The sequence below is a fragment of the Oryzomonas rubra genome (assembly GCF_008369015.1).
GTDB lineage: Bacteria > Desulfobacterota > Desulfuromonadia > Geobacterales > Pseudopelobacteraceae > Oryzomonas > Oryzomonas japonica.
On record NZ_SRSD01000007.1, the window covers coordinates 42,917 to 57,585 of the forward strand.

The following is a 14,669-nucleotide window of genomic DNA, read 5'->3' on the forward strand; positions in this document are numbered from 1 at the left end:
TTGACCGATGGTTATAACGGATTACAATGCTCGGTGAGGGGGTTCGCGTGAATACGATGCCCCATTTCAAAAAGCTTCCCGCTTTTTTCCTGTTCCTGACCGCGGCTGTGCTTCTTTTTCCCGCCGGCTTCGCGTCGGCCGGCGCAAAGCCTCAGTCGGATGAAAGCCTCCTGTTCGACACCTATCAGAGAAACAGGGCCAAATTGGAGACAAGCAGCTTCGGCTTTCCTCTCGTTGTGGAGTCTTCCGAGCGAGAGGATCGCGTGCATGTGGATGTCTACGGGATCTTCGAGCATCCATTCAACACCATCGTCGACGTGCTCACGGTTCCGACAAGCTGGTGCGATATCGCGCCTCTCCATCCCAATGTCAAGGGGTGCACCTACAGCAAGCTGCCGGTCGATTGGCTCCTGACCTTTTACCTCGGCAGTAGAGCCTATCAACCTCTTGAAGACACGCGCAGTGTGATTTTCCATTACCGGAGCGTTGATCGGCAGGGGAATCTGGATATTGTCCTCAATGCAGCCGAAGGTCCGTACGGCACAAAGGAGCACAGGATACGGTTCGAGGCTCTGCCCATTACTGGGGGCAGGACATTTGTCCACGTCAGTTATGCCTACAGCGACAGCGTTGCCCTCCGCTTCGTGGCAAAGATCTATTTTGCGACACTCGGCCGGAGCAAGGTCGGATTCACGGTGACCGGCACGGACGAAAGCGGCAACCCCATCTATATCGGCGGACCGCGCGGCGCGGTCGAACGCAGTGCGGTCCGGTACTTTTTTGCGATCCAGTCCTTTATGAATACCTTGCGTTACCCCGAAGAAAGCCGTTTCAGCATGAGAATCAACGAGTGGTACGATCTTACGGCCCGCTACAGGAAGCAACTTTTTGATCTTGACAGGAAGGACTATCTTGCAGCAAAGACCAAAGAGCATGAGAACCAGGTGACGCTCCAGCGACGGATCGCGACAGGTGTGCAGTGAGTGTTTTTCCTCTGGAACTGCGCAAAAGAGTTCACCTTACGACAGATACAATCCGTCAGATGTGACAGTTATGCTAAATATGACGGCCACGGCACGACCGCCTTTCTCTGGCGCGTTTGTTGCCCTGTAACCTTTTGACAGAACCCGTGCATAACCACGCTTTCGACGGAGTTTGAGTGAGGGGAGACCATATATGCGATACAAACTGTTTGTGATTATATTCGTTTTTCTTGCGCACCCGGCCCTTGCCGGGGAACTCACCTTGCTCGGCGGTTACGGGGCGGCAAATAACCCTGTTGAGAAAACCTTCGCCTGGCAAGTCCAGTACATGGAGGGGCTTGGCGAACATCTCGCGTACTCCCTGTCGTATCTGAACCAGGGGCACTTCATCTCCCACCACCGTGACGGCAATGCGGCCAATCTCTGGCTCCGGACCAATCTGCTCGACCGGCAGCTTTCCCTGGGGGCCGGTGTCGGCGGTGTTTTCTATTACGACACAAAACTCTCTGCCAATGCCTCCCCGCGTGACTTGCACGGTTGGGGGACCATGACCCAGGTGGCGGCAACCTGGTATACCAAGAGTCGCGTATTTTTCCAGGTGCAAGGCTACTGGATCAAGGGCGACAAAAGCTTCGATTCCCTGTCGGCGCTCGCCGGTATCGGTTACCAACTCGATGCCCCACCATCAGAGGGACCTGACGTAAAAGGTACCCACCTCTCCGAAAGAACCACCGATAACGAACTGACAGCGTTTGGCGGCGAAACGGTCGTGAACATCCCCGGCGACGGTCATTCACGCGCCGTCGCTCTCGAATACCGGCGCGGCCTCTGGCGCTTTATTGAGTGGACGGCGGGGGCTCTTTACGAGGGGAGAAGTTCCTTGATCGACCGGTACGGTCTGACCACACAACTCTGGCTGGCAAAGCCCTTCCTGCATGACCGTATCGCCTTGGGCGTCGGTCTCGGCCCCTATTTCGCCATTGACCGCCGTGTCGATGCCACGCATGTGCGAGTCCCCATTATTTTTTCAACAACGGGAAGTTGCCGCATCAGCCAGGATTGGCTCATACGGGCGACCTGGGACCGGATTATTACCAGATACGACCGCGACACGGACATCTTCCTCGGTGGCATCGGTTACCGGTTTTGACGTGGGCCGTTACGGCACATAAACTTTGGCCGGAGGTGATTCGCCTCCTTAAGCCCTCGGCCTTTTTTTGATTGAGCCATAGATTTGGCAGGTCGTTTTTACGCGGCGCAACAAAACGTGCCTTGGATTGGCAAAAGGATTCCTTTGAAAATTAGGGCAAGTGCCGAGTGCGATGATTGCAGAAACGGAGATTTCAGCCCGCTTGCTCACCCCAACCAGCTCTGGGATCTGATAGAGGTCAGGAACTCTGTCGCCATGAATATCCAGTAGTGCCGGGGATGCCCCTTCGACTGCGATTTCTGCGACATCACCGCGCTGGTCGAGAACGGCATGCCGCACGAGAACAGTCCGGTAGCTGTAATACTGATGGAATACGAGCAGGGCAGAGCTTTTGTGCGTGGAGTAGAAACGGCTGTTAATGAAGCTATGGCTGGCCTTCCGGTCGCGAGGGTGATATCGTAAAAATACCTTGGGCTATGCAGCACTTTTTGCGAGAACATATCGCAAAAGAGAATGATATACTCTACCCGTTGGCGGAAAGAGTTATTCCCGGAATCATACCTTCGGAAATAATAAGGGAATAGCAACAAACAGAAATGCAGTCTAACGTCGACTTTAACGCGTACTATCAGAGCCTGGTCGAAACATACGAAAAGGGGGATTGCCTACTCGTGAGGTTACCCCTGTCAACTACATTAATTGAGGGGATGTAACGCATGACTACAACCGGCTCCGAATACCGCCTTGACGGCATTTATAAACAGCGTCAGGAAGGTTTTTACCTGCAGCGTGTCAAACTTCCGGCCGGAGTCATCTCCTCCAGTCAGGCCCGGACAGTCGCCGCCGTTTCCTCACGCTTCGGCCAGGGCACCATCCACCTCACCACCCGCGGCAGCATGGAGATCCACTGGCTGAAGGAAAGCGATCTGCCCATTGTCAAGCGTGACCTGGCCAAAGTCGGTCTGACCGCGCGCGGTGCCTGCGGTGGTGCTGTTCGCGGCATTACCTGCGGCAGCCAGGCTGCCCAGGAGTTTCCGGCGCTGGAATCCATTGCCCGTCGTCTCCATCGACAATTTACTGGCAACCCCCGCTTCGAACGTTTACCCAAGAAGTTCAAGATCGGCATCGAAGCCAGTGTGGTCAGCGGCCGGCACCTGATCCAGGACGTTGGCTTGGTACTGGCGGGGAACGAAGATGGTCGCGACCTCTACGACGTATGGATCGCCGGCGGCTTGGGGCGCGAACCGCGCCCCGGCTTCCTGTTTAAGCAGCGGCTCCCCGAAGAACGCATCATTCCGGTTATAGAGGCAATCGTCAAGGTCTACGCCACTCATGCGCCGCCCCCCAAGCGTCTCAAGTTCCTGGCCAGGGAGTTCGGCGAAGCGAAATTGTGCCGACTGATTGAGGAAGAAGTCGTGTTCCGAGAGGAAATCCCCCGTACCAGCGGGCTGCCGGAACAGTTGGTGCCGTCCTACGACGGGCGCCAGCGTCTGGAGTTGCAATTGTTCGCCGGCAAGCTGACCGCTGGGCAACTCGAGCAGATCGCCGATACCGCCGACAGGTACGCCGATGGCGTGCTGATGATTACCGCCAACCAGGATATCGCTCTGCTCTTGTCACGCGGGGTCGAAGCTGCCCCAATTCTGGATGCATTGCAGCAATCGACCAGCTTAGACTTTGCCGTAACTGCACCAGCCATGCGAGTCTGCCCCGGCAGCCACGAGTGCCTTATGGGCTTGGCGTCAACCCGTGACGTGGCCATTGAACTGTTGGAACTCATCGGAGAACAGGGCCGAACCCAAAGTTGGGCCATTTCCGGTTGCCCCAACTCCTGCAGTCAGCCGCAGTTGGCCGATGTCGGTATTGTTTGCTCTGCACTGCACAAGGATGAGAATGGCAAGCGCACTCCGCGCTTCGACATCTATCGGCGTACCGATGCCGGGCTCGGCACGCTCTCGGCAAATGATTTCACTGCGGATGAACTGTTCAGCAGGGTGAAAGATATCGGCTGATGGATGCCGGAATAGGCATGGTTCGCTGCGCCCGTGCGCAACTCCAAAAGATGACACCACGGCTGACTCCTGGCGAGCCGTGACAGCTGTACCCCACCGCACCTGGTTTGTGTGGTTCACTACCTCCTCACACACCATCTGATAACCCCTTCACTAGTTCATCGCTCAATTACCCGTGATTTATAGATCGGAAGAGTGCGTTCTATGCATCATGCCCTCGCTGCAGGGTACGAACTTGCTCTGACTACTTTTTGTGATAGGTTTAAGTGAGCACCCCCATTGCATATGAGGTTTAAATTACCGCCATGGTGCGAGTTGAGGGGCTTGCATAATGTACTTCGCTCCATCTGCACTAACCTTTTCACTAGACGGCACCAGAAACGGAGAGGAAATCAACGAATATCACTAACTAATTTCTGCTGAACCTCTAAGGAGGCCATTCATGACCAAAAAAATCGCTTTTTGGATCTTTCTGCTGGGCACTCTCTCCTCTGCTGTTCTGTTTCTCGGCTTGACGGTGGACACCCATAGGCAGGTGGCCGCCCTGTCCCACGCTGACAAGCTGTCGGAGAACGTGGTCGCCGGAAAACGGGCTTTTGAAAAGTACAACTGCAACGACTGCCACACCATCCTCGGCTTTGGCGGCTACTACGCGCCCGACCTGACCAAGGTGGTGCAAAGAGTCGGCGAGGATGGCATCCGCTACCGGGTCAAACATCCGGAGTTGGCCTTCGCCAATTCAGTCCGGAAAATGCCGCAGCAGCATGTGTCCGAAGTGGAAATCGAAAGTCTTGTCCCATTCTTCAACTGGGTCGGCGAGATCGATAATGGCGACTGGCCACCACAAGACAGCAAAAAACGCCTGTCCCGCAGTGAACAACGCCTGTCACTGGGGGCAACGGTTTCTCCAGGCGCAGCGGTTTTCCAGACAAAAGGGTGCATGAACTGCCATTCGCTGCATGGTGTTGGCGGCACGTTCGGCCCGGTATTGGATACCATCGGTCGCACGCTGACATCTGAGCAGATCGAACAGTACATCCGCAATCCCAAAAGCGTGAACCCCAATGCCAAGATGCCGCCGCAGAATGGGCTCTCCGACCGTGAACGGGACGAGGTGGCAAAATTCCTGGGAAACCTGAAATAGGAGGCCATCATGGCATATACATCGCAAAAAATTGCTAATTGGTATTTCACTATCGCCCTGTTCCTCTTTGTCCTTCAGGTGATCATGGGGCTTTGGCTGATATCCAACTACGTCTTCACCATACCGCAAGAGGTCGTCAACGTATTTCCGTTCGCCACTGCGCGGGCCATGCATACCAACCTCCTGGTACTCTGGATGCTGCTTGCCTTCATGGGGGGGACCTATTTCATCGTCCCCATGGAAACCGAGAGCGAGATCTGGTCACCAAACCTCGCATGGTTTCAGTTGATCGCCCTCGTTGTAACAGGTGTTGTTGCGCTGGTCGGCTTTGCTTTTGGCTGGACCAAGGGCAGGCCACTCCTGGAGATTCCTCCGCCTCTTAACTACATGGTGGTGGTCGGTGCACTGGTCTTTCTTTTTAATGTCGGGATGACCATGTTCAAGGCCAGACGCTGGACCGTCATCCAGGGAACTCTGCTTGGCGGCCTGGTTTTCCTGGCACTCCTCTATCTGGCCGGCATCCCTTTTTATCGCAATGAGGTGATTGACTGGTACTACTGGTGGTGGGTCATCCATCTCTGGGTTGAAGGGGCGTGGGAGCTGGTCACCGGCGCCATTATGGCCTTCATCCTGATGCGGCTGACAGGCGTGGACCGGCAGGTGGTGGAAAAGTGGCTCTACGTTGAGATCGGCCTGTTCATGTTTACCGGCATCGCCGGAACCGGGCATCATTACTACTGGATTGGCGCTCCGAAATACTGGCTCTGGGTCGGTGGTGTCTTCTCGGCCCTGGAGCCGCTCCCCATCCTGCTGATGGTCATTGATACCATGAATCACGTCCGTCATCGGCATGCCCAAATCGTCAATCCCCACACCTGGACCATTGCCATGGGGTGTGCCGTGTTCCACATGATCGGAGCCGGTGTCTGGGGTTTCGCTCATACCCTGCCACAGGTCAACTATTATACCCATGGTTCCCAGGTCACCGTCTCCCATGGCCATCTGGCCTTCTTCGGCGCCTATGCACTCCTAAACCTGTTGGTTTTCTATTTTGCCATGCCCCAGCTGAAAGGGATCGAGATCTACAAGCCGACCCGTGCCAAACTGGGTTTTTGGACCATGTGCAGTGCCATGATGCTGATGGGGCTCACCTTCGGCATTGCGGGTGTCCTGCAAAGCTACCTGGAAAGAGTCCTCGGCATGGGGTACATGACCGCCCAATCCTACATGCGGCTATGGATGGGGGTCACGCTGGTACTGGGGGTGTTTTTCCTGGGTGGCGTGCTGATTACCGTGTGTGATCTGTTGTCGCCAAAAGCTGCAACAGAGAGGCTGGACTGAAAAAAGTTCAATATCAATGCAGGCGGTGAATGGCTTTTATTGCATCCCCACTCACCACTAAACAGGAGAAGACCATGCAAAAAACAAAATCGGGGAACAAAACCATCGGCGAGATTGTCGCAGCCGATTACCGGACTGCCACAGTCTTTGAAAACCACGGCATCGATTTCTGCTGTGGCGGCAAGGTCGCTCTCGCGGCAACCTGCACAGAGAAAGGACTCGATCTTGCCACGATTACAAGCGAACTTGAGGCGGTGCAGCATGAACCGCTCGAACGGAACCAAAATTATTCGTCCTGGCCGCTGCCATTTCTTGCCGACTATATCGTCAATACCCACCACGTTTATCTCAAGCAGAATGATGAGCAGATTGCCACCTATGCACGGAAGATCGCCGGTGTCCATGGGGCTCACCACCCCGAAGTTATCCGGATCGCCGCCATCTTTGAAAAGATTGCAACCGACATGGCTGGGCACCTGAAGGAGGAAGAAGAGGTGTTCTTCCCGGCTCTCAAACGGGCCGATGCGGCCAGAACAGCCGACAGTGCGCCTGATGCCAAGGACCGGGAAACTATTCGTGTATCCCTCCTCAGGCTCCATCGCGAGCACGAAGAAATCGGCGATGCAATCCACGAGATCCGCCACATCTCAAAGGAGTATACAATCCCTGACGATGTCTGCAACACCTTCATGCTCACTTACCAGAAGCTCAGAGAGTTCGAGGATGATCTCCACAAACACGTTCACCTTGAGAACAACATCCTTTTCCCGAAGGCGGCACAGCTCTAGCTTGGGGTAGGGGGTAAATATTATTATATTTCGAATAAAATAAAATAATCAATCTACTGAATACAATTGCCGGTATTTACCTGAAAAATAGATATATGTTAAAATTATTTGGTATATATACTGGTAGTTCGTTTAATAAATAGCAAAAAAATAAACAACAAACTTGATCAACCGGCTGCCAACTGCCGTAGATTCGTAATATCCCGTAATGGCGGTGCGCCAAACAACCGGTTGTATTCACGGCTGAACTGGGAAGGGCTCTCGTATCCTACCTGGAACGCTGCAGTCGCGGCATCCAGGTGTTCTGCCAGCATTAAACGCCTGGCTTCCTGTAAGCGCAACTGTTTCTGGTACTGTAAAGGGCTTAAGGCGGTCATCGACCTGAAGTGGTGATGGAACGTTGAAATGCTCATGCGGACTTGAGCCGCGAGGTCATTGATACTCAGCGGCTGTGTGAAATTAGCCTTCAACCAATCGATTGCCCGCGCTATCTGATGGCTCTGGCTCCCCGCCGATGCTATCTGGCGCAGGCGCTCGCCTTGATCGCCCACGAGTAAACGGTAGATGATTTCCCGCTGGATGATCGGCGCAAGGATCGGTATGTCCTGCTCTTCGGCAAGCAAGTCGATCAACCGTTGAAAGGCGGTGAGCAGTGGCAACGTCACCTCGCCGGTCGCCATGCCGCGGCTTGATTGCTGTGCACGGGGTGCGGGAAGATTACTGTCCACCATCAGCTGTGAGATTTCACGCTGATCAAGTTTCAGTCTGAGCCCTAGGTATGGCTTCTCCGGGCTCGCTTCGATAATCTGCACGACCGTGGGGAGATGTACGGACGTGATCAAATAATGATGCGCGTCATACACATACGCGTCATCGCCGAGCAGCACGCGCTTTGCCCCTTGCGTGACCAGGCAAATGCTCGGTTCGTACATGCCGGTGACCGGCTCGGTCGGCTCAATCCGCCGGAAAAGCGACAGACCCGGGACTGCGGTTGTGTGTTGTTCGCCTTTTTCGGTCCATTGAGCAAGGCTGGCTCCCAAAGCTTCGAGCGCAATTTCCAAGTTGTTATTCTCGATCTCCTGCATAACTGCCTCGTTTCGAATGAATTTATCCTTACTGAATAGTACCTAACCCCACATTGCGTTACAATCATTATCCAGCATTTCGTACCATTAGGCAATAATTGAACAGGATTGGTCTATCTGTCGTTGCTGTTCCTGGAGTACGGTAGAATCATCAATGGGGTAGTCTTGGATAGGTGAAAGGAGAACACAATGCAAAAACGCAGATTAGGAAATAGTGGCTTGGAAGTCTCGGCCCTCGGGCTGGGGTGCATGAGTATGAGTTTCGGCTACGGTCCGGCCGGAGATAAACAGGATATGATCGCGCTGATTCGCTCGGCCGTGGAGCAGGGCGTCACGTTCTTCGACACTGCCGAGATCTATGGCCCGTTCACGAACGAGGAACTCGTGGGCGAAGCCCTCGCACCGTTCCGCGATCAGGTCGTCATCGCCACCAAGTTCGGCTTCGATTGTGACAGCGGCAAGCCGGGCGACCTGAACAGTCGGCCGGAGCATATCAAACAGGTCGTCGAGGCATCACTTAAACGGCTCAAGACGGACACGATTGACTTGCTCTATCAGCATCGTGTTGACCCGAACGTGCCAATCGAAGACGTGGCCGGGACAGTGAAAGAGTTGATTCTGCAAGGCAAGGTCAAGCACTTCGGGCTGTCGGAAGCCGGGGCGCAAACCATCCGCCGCGCGCACGCCGTCCAGCCGGTCACTGCACTCCAAAGCGAATACTCGCTCTGGTGGAGAGAGCCGGAAGCGGAAGTGTTGCCGACCCTGGAAGAACTCGGAATCGGATTCGTTCCTTTCAGTCCCTTGGGTAAAGGCTTTCTCACGGGAAAGATCAACGAGGAAACGAAATTTGACAGCACCGATTTCCGCAATCAGGTTCCCCGTTTTAGCGAGGAGAATCGAAAGGCAAACCAGGTACTGGTCGATCTGATCGGTCGATTTGCGGAACAGAAAAAAATAACCCCCGCCCAGGTCGCACTGGCCTGGCTCCTGGCCCAAAAGCCATGGATTGTTCCGATTCCCGGCACCACGAAGCCGCATCGCTTGCGCGAGAACATCGGAGGCGCTTCAGTTCAACTTGCGCCGGGAGACCTGCGCGAGCTCGAAAGCGCCGCATCAAAAATAACGGTGCAAGGTGCACGCTACCCGGAAAACTTGCAGAAACGGGTTGGACGTTGAAGTTGAAGCCGGAGAACGGTGCAAACAAACAGCCATTACGGCAAAATGAAACCGGCAGAGAACTAAAAAAATAACGGGAGTGATTATGAGCACAAACGATCTGAGCAAGAGTGTGATTTTTCCCATCGGAGAAAAACTTGAGAGCAGTAATTTTGACGGAACGGTCTGGCTCAACATGCTGACGCCTTTCGGCTCAGCCCTTCCCATCGGGAATGTGACCTTTGAGCCGGGATGCCGCAACAGTTGGCATACACATACGGGGGGACAGATTCTGCTGGTGACGGGCGGCAGGGGCTATTATCAGGAATGGGGCAAGCCGGCGCAGGAGCTCCACCCCGGCGATGTCGTCACTATCCCTGCCGATGTGAAGCACTGGCATGGCGCTGCCAGGGATAGCTGGTTTGTCCATCTTGCCATCGAAGTCCATCCCGAAAAGGGTCCGGCAACCTGGCTGGAGCCGGTGTCGGAAGACGATTACAACACATTGAAATAACAGGGCCGTAGACCGTGACCGAAAAAATAACAAAAAAACAGCCTGAAGATGTCGGACATCAACGGGATTCTGATGCGTCCGGCATATCAGGGGCTTCAATGCCTACTCCGCATCATCCAAAAGCACAAAAGGGGGACGGCGCTTCGGCGCCGGACACCCCGGGTTGGCGCGTGCTCGCTGTCCTCAGTATGCTGATGGGCTTTGCGTCGATTTCGACCGATCTTTATCTGCCCGCCATGCCCATGATGAGCCATTCTCTTCACGCAAATGAGGGGTTGGTCGACCTGACGATCTCCGCCTATCTCATCGGCTTCAGTTTGGGGCAGCTTCTGTGGGGACCGATCAGCGACCGGTATGGGCGCCGGTCCTCGGTGGCGATCGGACTGGTTCTGTTCGTGATCGGCTCGGCCGGTTGCGCTCTTTCGGGAAGCGCGCTGGCTATGATCGGCTGGCGTGTTGTACAGGCCCTTGGCGCCTGCGCCAGTGTGGCATTGTCACGGGCCATGGTGAGAGATCTCTATGAAGGTGCCCGTGCGGCGCAGATGTTGTCGATACTGATAACGGTGATGGGGATTGCTCCTCTCGTCGGACCGCTGGTGGGCGGACAGATCGTCGCCCTTGTCGGATGGCGCGCCATTTTCTGGACGCTGGTCGGCATCGGTATCGCGACACTCGCGGCGTTGTTCACGATTCCCGAAACGTTGCCCGTTACGCGGCGCAACGAGGAATCGCTTGGCCGCGCAATGGCCCGTTACGGCCAGCTTTTGCGTGACCGCCGGCTTCTGGGCTATGCGGGCACAGGTGGTTTCTTCTACGCCGGCATGTTCGCTTATATCGCGGGTACGCCGTTTGCCTACATCACCTACTACCATGTGCCGGAACAGCTTTACGGCCTGCTGTTCGGCCTTGGCATCATCGGCATCATGGCCTCCAACCTTTTGAATTCCTACCTGGTTTCACGGTTCGGCTATGACCGGATGCTTCTGGCCGGCACCATCATCGCCGCGTTTTCCGCTATCATGGTGGCGCTGCTCGCCCGCACCGGCTGGGGCGGACTTTGGGGGTTGGTCGTTCCTCTGCTCGTGTTTGTCTCCGCGACCGGTTTCATTGTCGCTAACTCGATCACCGGTGCATTGAACAACTTCCCGGAACGTGCCGGTGCCGTGTCCGCGCTGATCGGTGCGATTCAGTACGGCAGCGGTATCATAGGTTCCGGTTTGGTCGGCATCTTCGCCAACGGCACGCCGTGGCCGATGGGTTGGGTGATTGCGCTTTGCGGGGTCGGAAGCTTGCTTTCCATGTGGCTGCTCTTCCCGGTGCCCGGGCTTTCCGGGGTACGGTACATGCCGGCGCGCCTTATCTGCAATGAAGAAGACAAAACAGAGGCGTGTGGATCACTTTAAAAGAACAAAGTCTGGAAGGATATTCGGTGTGCCTGAATGAGTGTAGCTGATAACGCGGGCAAGCAGCGGCTTTGGCCGCCACATCACCGAGCAACATCTGGCTGCAGAGATCGCCATCAAACCAAGGCTGCTTAAAACTAAAATCAAAACAAGGAGAAAACCCATGTTCAAAGCAAAAGCATATTCCGCCGCCAGTGCCACATCGCCGCTGGTTTCCAGCACAATCCCGCGACGCGATACGACGGAACGCGACGTGCAGATCGAAATCCTCTTCTGCGGCGTCTGCCACTCCGATCTTCACCATGCCCGCGACGAGTGGCACAGCATCATGCCCACGGTCTACCCCTGCGTGCCGGGGCACGAGATCGTCGGCCGGGTCACCAAGGTCGGTTCCGCGGTCACGAAATTCAAGCCGGGCGACCTTGCGGGCGTCGGCTGCCTGGTCGATTCAGACCACACCTGCCCCAATTGCCAGGATGGCCTGGAACAACTGTGCCCGAATCAGACCCTCACCTACGGTTCCCCGGACAAGCACCTGGGCGGGGTTACCTATGGCGGCTACTCCGACAGCATCGTTGTCGATGAACGCTTCGTTCTGCGCGTTCCCGCCAACCTCGACCTTGCCGGGGTCGCACCGCTGCTCTGCGCCGGGATCACGACGTACTCGCCCATGCGCCGCTGGGGCAACCTCGCAGGCAAGAAGGTCGGCGTGGTCGGCCTCGGCGGGCTGGGGCACATGGGGGTCAAGTTTGCCCATGCCTTCGGAGCCCACGTCGTGGTCTTCACCACCTCGCCCAACAAAAAAGAGGATGCGCTCCGTTTGGGCGCGGATGAGGTCATCATCTCCACCAGTGCCGAAGACATGAAGAAACACGCAGGTACGTTCAACTTTATCCTCGACACCATTGCCGCCGATCACGACATCAACGCCTATATCACCATGCTCGGCCGTGACGGCAACATCACCCTCGTCGGCGCGCCGGAGAAACCGCTCTCCGTCTCCGCCTTTGCGCTGCTGTTCGGACGCCGCAGCCTCTCCGGGTCCATCATCGGCGGTATCGCCGAGACCCAGGAGATGCTCGACTTCTGTGGCTCGCACAACATCACCTCCGATGTGGAAGTCATCCCCATCCAGAGGATCAACGAAGCGTATGAAAGGCTGCTCAAGTCCGATGTGAAATACCGCTTCTCCATCGACATGGCTTCTTTGAAATCGGAATAAGTGAAAGACGACACAGGAACAACATCCGACCGACATCGAAGATGAAAAATTGATGAGTGGGCGGTTTAGGTTTGATAGAAAAGGGAGAGAAATGGCACATTCAAAGAGCCTCATCGCGTATTTTTCACGCAAGGGGAATAATTACCTGGGAGGCAGTATCGTAAATCTGCCAATCGGAAACACGGAAGTAGCCGCGAAGAAAATACAGGCACAGACAGGAAGCGATCTGTTCCAGATCCAAACCGTACGACCTTATCCGGAAGATTATACAGAGGCCACCAGGGTGGCACAGGATGAACTGAGTCAAAACGCCCGCCCCGAACTGACGGAAAAGGTAGCTGACATGGCTTCCTATGATGTGATTTACCTCGGGTATCCGAACTGGTGGGGAACGATGCCGATGGCGGCATTCACCTTCCTTGAGTCATATGATTTTTCGGGAAAGACTATCATTCCCTATTGCACCCATGAAGGTAGCGGCATGGGGAGCAGCGAGCGCGATATCAAAAAGCTATGTCCGCAGGCAAAGGTGCTCTCCGGTTTGGCGATTCGCGGTGGCAGTGTCGGCAGAGCGGACAAAGATGTGGCGAGCTGGCTGAAAAAGCATGATTTGATCCCATGAGCCAAGCCAAAACATAATTGATAATAATTGCTTACGCTGGCCATGGTCAGGACATCAATGGTGAGGAATATGATAAAGAAACTTGGTTTTGGCTGCATGAGGTTACCACTTCTGAATAGGGATGATCAGGCGTCCGTGGACAGGGAGACATTCAACAGGCTCGTGGATACCTTTCTGGAAAAGGGATTCAATTATTTCGACACTGCGCTGTCCTATCACGGCTTCAAGAGCGAAGCATTCGTCAGAGAGGCGCTGGTCAAGCGGCACAGGAGGGATGAATTCCTCCTGGCCACGAAGCTGCCGCCCAGAATGCTGAAGGACAAGGAGGATCACGAGCGGATCTTCAGCGAGCAACTGGAAAAATGCGGCGTCGAATTTTTCGACTACTACCTGCTGCACAACATTGGCGTCAGCGCCTACCAACTGGCCTGCCGGTACGACTCCTTCGGTTTTGTCCAGAGGAAAAAACAGGAGGGGCGCATCGGGAAGGTGGGCATCTCCTTCCATGACACGCCTGAACTGCTTGATGAAATACTGACGGCACACCCGGAACTGGATTTCGTCCAACTGCAGATCAACTACATCGACTGGGAGAACCCCGGCATCCAGTCCCGCAGGTGCTACGAGGTCGCCCGCAAGCACCGTATGCCGATCATCGTCATGGAGCCCTGCAAGGGCGGGAACCTCGCCGTGGTTCCCGCACCTGCGGAAGAGCTGATGAAATCGTACAACCCGGACGCATCCATCCCGTCATGGGCCATTCGGTTTGCGGCAAGCCTGGAAGGCGTGATCATGGTGCTCAGCGGCATGGGCACCATGGAGCAACTGCTCGACAATACGTCGTACATGACGGACTTCAAGCCGCTTTGCGCAGAGGAGTACCGGATCATTGACCAAGTGACCGGCATCATCAACGCAGACACGGCCGTTCCCTGTACAACTTGCCAGTACTGTGTCGACAAATGCCCGAAAAACATACCGATCCCGAACTACTTCGCGCTCTACAACAGCTCGAAACGCGCCGTGACCGACAACATTTCAAGCCAGTTCGTCTATTACCTGAATCTGGCATCGAACCACGGCAGGGCCGGTGACTGCATCGGCTGCCGGAAATGCGAAGAAGTCTGTCCGCAGCATATCGAGATTTCAAAACTCATGAAGGATGTGTCGGAGACATTCGACAACGGGCCGGGGCTGCCGACCAAGTAGTCGTGTCGGCAATCCCGGATATAAACACACCTGAAAAAGGA

Annotated in this window: 13 protein-coding genes; 12 read left to right on the forward strand and 1 reads right to left on the reverse strand. The window is 55.2% G+C overall.

Going from position 1 to position 14,669, the window contains the following annotated elements; all coding sequences use genetic code 11:
• Positions 1-47 precede the first annotated feature (47 nt).
• From ET418_RS11920 to ric, 6 genes are all read left to right on the forward strand, one after another.
• On the forward strand, positions 48-983 hold the full coding sequence (locus ET418_RS11920) for a DUF3421 domain-containing protein (protein WP_149307843.1): 936 nt from the start codon (positions 48-50) through the stop codon (positions 981-983).
• A gap of 193 nt (positions 984-1,176) precedes the next feature.
• The gene (locus ET418_RS11925; protein WP_149307844.1) at positions 1,177-2,133 is read left to right on the forward strand and encodes a hypothetical protein; all 957 of its coding nucleotides are present in this window, start codon (positions 1,177-1,179) and stop codon (positions 2,131-2,133) included.
• Positions 2,134-2,849: 716 nt separating this feature from the next.
• Entirely contained in the window at positions 2,850-4,145 is a 1,296-nt protein-coding gene (locus tag ET418_RS11930) for a nitrite/sulfite reductase (protein WP_149307845.1), read from the forward strand.
• 442 nt (positions 4,146-4,587) lie between these two features.
• Positions 4,588-5,289 carry a c-type cytochrome gene (locus tag ET418_RS11935; RefSeq protein WP_149307846.1) on the forward strand — a complete coding sequence of 234 codons (702 nt, stop codon included), beginning with the start codon at positions 4,588-4,590 and terminating at the stop codon, positions 5,287-5,289.
• 9 nt (positions 5,290-5,298) lie between these two features.
• On the forward strand, positions 5,299-6,630 hold the full coding sequence (locus ET418_RS11940; RefSeq protein WP_149307847.1) for a cbb3-type cytochrome c oxidase subunit I: 1,332 nt from the start codon (positions 5,299-5,301) through the stop codon (positions 6,628-6,630).
• 74 nt (positions 6,631-6,704) lie between these two features.
• A complete protein-coding gene (gene ric / locus ET418_RS11945; RefSeq protein ID WP_149307848.1) occupies positions 6,705-7,418 on the forward strand; it encodes an iron-sulfur cluster repair di-iron protein in 714 nt (237 codons plus the stop codon).
• A 167-nt stretch (positions 7,419-7,585) separates the two neighbouring features.
• Here the strand turns inward: ric and ET418_RS11950 are convergent, their stop codons facing one another.
• Positions 7,586-8,503, reverse strand: coding sequence for an AraC family transcriptional regulator (locus ET418_RS11950; RefSeq protein WP_149307849.1), 918 nt, complete (start codon positions 8,501-8,503; stop codon positions 7,586-7,588).
• Between the two features lie 189 nt (positions 8,504-8,692).
• On the opposite strand from ET418_RS11950, the gene ET418_RS11955 reads away from it, so the two are divergent.
• The 6 genes from ET418_RS11955 (at position 8,693) to ET418_RS11980 (ending at position 14,628) form a co-directional block, all read left to right on the forward strand.
• Positions 8,693-9,679: an aldo/keto reductase gene (locus ET418_RS11955; protein ID WP_149307850.1), complete on the forward strand. Its 987-nt coding sequence runs from the start codon at positions 8,693-8,695 to the stop codon at positions 9,677-9,679.
• A gap of 85 nt (positions 9,680-9,764) precedes the next feature.
• Complete coding sequence (locus ET418_RS11960; RefSeq protein ID WP_149307851.1) at positions 9,765-10,172, forward strand: cupin domain-containing protein; 408 nt, start codon at positions 9,765-9,767, stop codon at positions 10,170-10,172.
• Positions 10,173-10,186: 14 nt separating this feature from the next.
• Positions 10,187-11,575: a multidrug effflux MFS transporter gene (locus ET418_RS11965; protein ID WP_246153042.1), complete on the forward strand. Its 1,389-nt coding sequence runs from the start codon at positions 10,187-10,189 to the stop codon at positions 11,573-11,575.
• Positions 11,576-11,738: 163 nt separating this feature from the next.
• Complete coding sequence (locus tag ET418_RS11970; RefSeq protein ID WP_149307852.1) at positions 11,739-12,797, forward strand: NAD(P)-dependent alcohol dehydrogenase; 1,059 nt, start codon at positions 11,739-11,741, stop codon at positions 12,795-12,797.
• 91 nt (positions 12,798-12,888) lie between these two features.
• Positions 12,889-13,419 carry a flavodoxin gene (locus tag ET418_RS11975; RefSeq protein WP_149307853.1) on the forward strand — a complete coding sequence of 177 codons (531 nt, stop codon included), beginning with the start codon at positions 12,889-12,891 and terminating at the stop codon, positions 13,417-13,419.
• Between the two features lie 69 nt (positions 13,420-13,488).
• Positions 13,489-14,628 (forward strand): aldo/keto reductase, encoded by a 1,140-nt coding sequence (locus ET418_RS11980; RefSeq protein ID WP_149307854.1) that lies wholly within the window; start codon positions 13,489-13,491, stop codon positions 14,626-14,628.
• Positions 14,629-14,669: the final 41 nt, after the last annotated feature.

Coding starts and splice junctions, on each gene's coding strand:
- ET418_RS11925 (WP_149307844.1), top strand. CDS start 1,177: ATGCGATACAAACTGTTTGTGATTATATTCGTTTTTCTTGCGCACCCG.
- ET418_RS11930 (WP_149307845.1), top strand. CDS start 2,850: ATGACTACAACCGGCTCCGAATACCGCCTTGACGGCATTTATAAACAG.
- ET418_RS11935 (WP_149307846.1), top strand. CDS start 4,588: ATGACCAAAAAAATCGCTTTTTGGATCTTTCTGCTGGGCACTCTCTCC.
- ET418_RS11940 (WP_149307847.1), top strand. CDS start 5,299: ATGGCATATACATCGCAAAAAATTGCTAATTGGTATTTCACTATCGCC.
- ric (WP_149307848.1), top strand. CDS start 6,705: ATGCAAAAAACAAAATCGGGGAACAAAACCATCGGCGAGATTGTCGCA.
- ET418_RS11950 (WP_149307849.1), bottom strand. CDS start 8,503: ATGCAGGAGATCGAGAATAACAACTTGGAAATTGCGCTCGAAGCTTTG.
- ET418_RS11955 (WP_149307850.1), top strand. CDS start 8,693: ATGCAAAAACGCAGATTAGGAAATAGTGGCTTGGAAGTCTCGGCCCTC.
- ET418_RS11960 (WP_149307851.1), top strand. CDS start 9,765: ATGAGCACAAACGATCTGAGCAAGAGTGTGATTTTTCCCATCGGAGAA.
- ET418_RS11970 (WP_149307852.1), top strand. CDS start 11,739: ATGTTCAAAGCAAAAGCATATTCCGCCGCCAGTGCCACATCGCCGCTG.
- ET418_RS11975 (WP_149307853.1), top strand. CDS start 12,889: ATGGCACATTCAAAGAGCCTCATCGCGTATTTTTCACGCAAGGGGAAT.
- ET418_RS11980 (WP_149307854.1), top strand. CDS start 13,489: ATGATAAAGAAACTTGGTTTTGGCTGCATGAGGTTACCACTTCTGAAT.